This window comes from Pseudomonas sp. GYB4201, from assembly GCF_056312595.1.
In genome coordinates, this window is sequence record NZ_JBWGIG010000083.1 from 1 (window position 1) to 2,660 (window position 2,660).

Consider the following 2,660-nt stretch of genomic DNA (forward strand, 5'->3'; position numbering starts at 1 on the left):
TGCGCACTTGGCGAACAAATTCAGGAAAATATGGAAATACCATCTTACAAATAAGTATAGCTTATTGATTTTGCTTATAAAAAATTAGTTGGCATGACTATTGATTACCTTCAGCTACCCGGATGCGCTACCGCCTCCAGGATTCGACACTTAAACCCCGCAAGGAGAGCTTTCATGCCAACACCCGCCTACCTGACCCTCCAAGGCACCAAGCAAGGTCTGATCACTGCCGGCACCTTCACCGAAGACTCGGTCGGCAACATCTACCAGGAAGGTCACGAAGACGAGATCCTGGTCCAGGCCTTCGACCACCAGGTCATCATTCCGCGTGACCCACAGTCGGGCCAACCGACCGGCCAACGCGTGCACAAGCCGCTGAAAATCACCAAGGTGTTCGACAAGTCGTCGCCGCTGATCTTCACCGCGCTGACCACCGGCGAGCGCCTGACCGAGTGCACCCTGAAGTGGTTCCGCACCTCGGCCTCCGGCACCCAGGAGCACTACTACACCATCAAGCTGGAAGACGCGATCATCGTTGACGTGCAGTCCAACATGGCTAACTGCCAGGACCCGAACATGTCGCACTTCACCCACCTGGAAGACGTCTACTTCACCTACCGCAAGATCACCTGGACTCACGAAGTCTCGGGCACTTCCGGTTCCGATGACTGGCGTTCCCCAGTCGCCGCCTAAGCGTCGCTGATTACGTCACCGCACTGGCCGGAGGACCTGGCCAGTGCACCCTTTTTCTGTTGCAAAGAGGACAACGGATGTTCACGCGGGCCGACCAACCCACCTTCACGCTTACCGTCCAAGGCTTCGACAGTGACCTTCGGGTGCTGGAATTCACCGGCCAGGAAGCGCTCAACCAACCCTTCGAGTTCCAATTGGAACTGGTCAGCGAAAGCGCCTCCCTGGCGCTACCTGTTGCACAAGCCCGCGTTCCTGGCGTTCGCGCCCAGTGGCAGCGGCATACACGGCATCATCCAGCGCGTCGCCCAGGGCGATTCGGGCAAGCGCTTCACGCGCTACCACCTCACCCTGCGCCCGCAACTGGCCAACCTGGGCCAGCGCTTCAACCAGCGCATCTTCCAGCACATGACGGTCGACAAAATCATCGCACAGGTGCTGCAAGAGCACGGCATGCTGGCAGACGCCTACCAATTTCACCTGGGCGCGACGTACCCCGAGCGCATTTATTGCGTGCAGTACGACGAGTCCGACCTGCACTTCATCAACCGCCTGTGCGAAGAGGAAGGCCTGAGCTACCACTTCCAGCACAGCGCCGACGGCCACCGGCTGGTGTTCGGCGACGACCAGACAGTGTTCCCCAGGCTCGACCCGGTCAGCTACCAGCAGGACTCCGGCCAGGTGGCCGACAACCCGGTGATCAAGCGCTTCAACGTGCGCCTGGAAACCCGCGCCACCCGCACCACGCGCCGCGACTACGACTTCGCAAAGCCGCGCCTGCTGCTGGAAAGCGCCAGCAAGACCAGCTTCACCCCCGACCTTGAAGACTACGACTACCCCGGCCGCTTCGTCGACCGCGAGCGCGGCAAGCTGCTGGCCGGCCGCGCCCTGGAGCGCCACCGCGCCGACTACCGCCTGGCCGCCGGGCGCAGCGACGTGGCGCAGTTGGTCAGCGGCCACTTCCTGGCCATGGCCGACCACCCCCAGGCCAAGTGGAACGACCTGTGGCTGCTGACCGAAGTACGCCACCACGGCAAACAGCCCCAGGTACTGGAGGAGTCCATTCCCAGCGACACCACCCACAACAAGGACGACTTCCACCAGGGCTACCGCAACCAGTTCACCGCCACGCCGTGGGACGTGTTCTACCGCCCTGCCCTGCGCCACCCCAAGCCGCGGATCATGGGCAGCCAGAGCGCCATCGTCACCGGGCCCGCCGGCGAGGAAATTCACTGCGACGCCCATGGCCGGGTCAAGGTGCAGTTTTTCTGGGACCGCGACGGCCAGGCCGACGACAACAGCAGCTGCTGGCTGCGCGTGTCCAGCGCCTGGGCCGGCGCGCGCTACGGTGGCGTGGCCATCCCGCGGGTGGGCATGGAGGTGCTGGTGGGCTTCCTGGAGGGCGACCCCGACCAGCCGCTGGTCACCGGCTGCCTGTACCACGCCGAAAACAAGGTGCCGTACAACCTGCCGGCGAACAAGACCCGCAGCGTCTTCAAGACCCTGAGCAGCCCCGGCGCCGGCGGCTACAACGAGCTGCGCATCGAGGACAAGGCCGGCCAGGAGCAGATCTACCTGCACGCCCAGCGCGACTGGGACGAGAACATCGAGCACGACCAGAAAATCCGCGTGGGCAACCAGCGCCACGACACCGTCGAAGCCAACGCGTACACCGAGTACAAGGCCGAGGAACACTTCACCGTGGACCTGGACCGCAAAGTGGAAACCCGCGCCGACGACCACCTGACCGTGGGGCAGAACCAGCACCTGAAAATTGCCGTGGGGCAGTTCATCGAGGCCGGGCAAGAGATTCACCTGAGCAGCGGGCAGAAGGTGGTACTCGAAGCGGGCGCCGAGCTGACGCTGAAGGCGGGTGGCAGCTTCATCAAGGTCGATGGCAGCGGCGTCACGCTCAGCGGCGCCACCATCAAGATGAACCAGGGCGGCAGCGCCGGCGTAGGCACGGCGAT

Annotated in this window: 1 protein-coding gene and 1 pseudogene; both read left to right on the forward strand. The window is 63.1% G+C overall.

The window, feature by feature from the left end; genetic code table 11:
• The first annotated feature begins 174 nt into the window (after window positions 1-174).
• A complete protein-coding gene (locus tag AC0Z2B_RS32400; protein WP_008375709.1) occupies window positions 175-693 on the forward strand; it encodes an Hcp family type VI secretion system effector in 519 nt (172 codons plus the stop codon).
• 77 nt (window positions 694-770) lie between these two features.
• Window positions 771-2,660: pseudogene (locus AC0Z2B_RS32405) on the forward strand (type VI secretion system Vgr family protein); the annotation flags it as partial.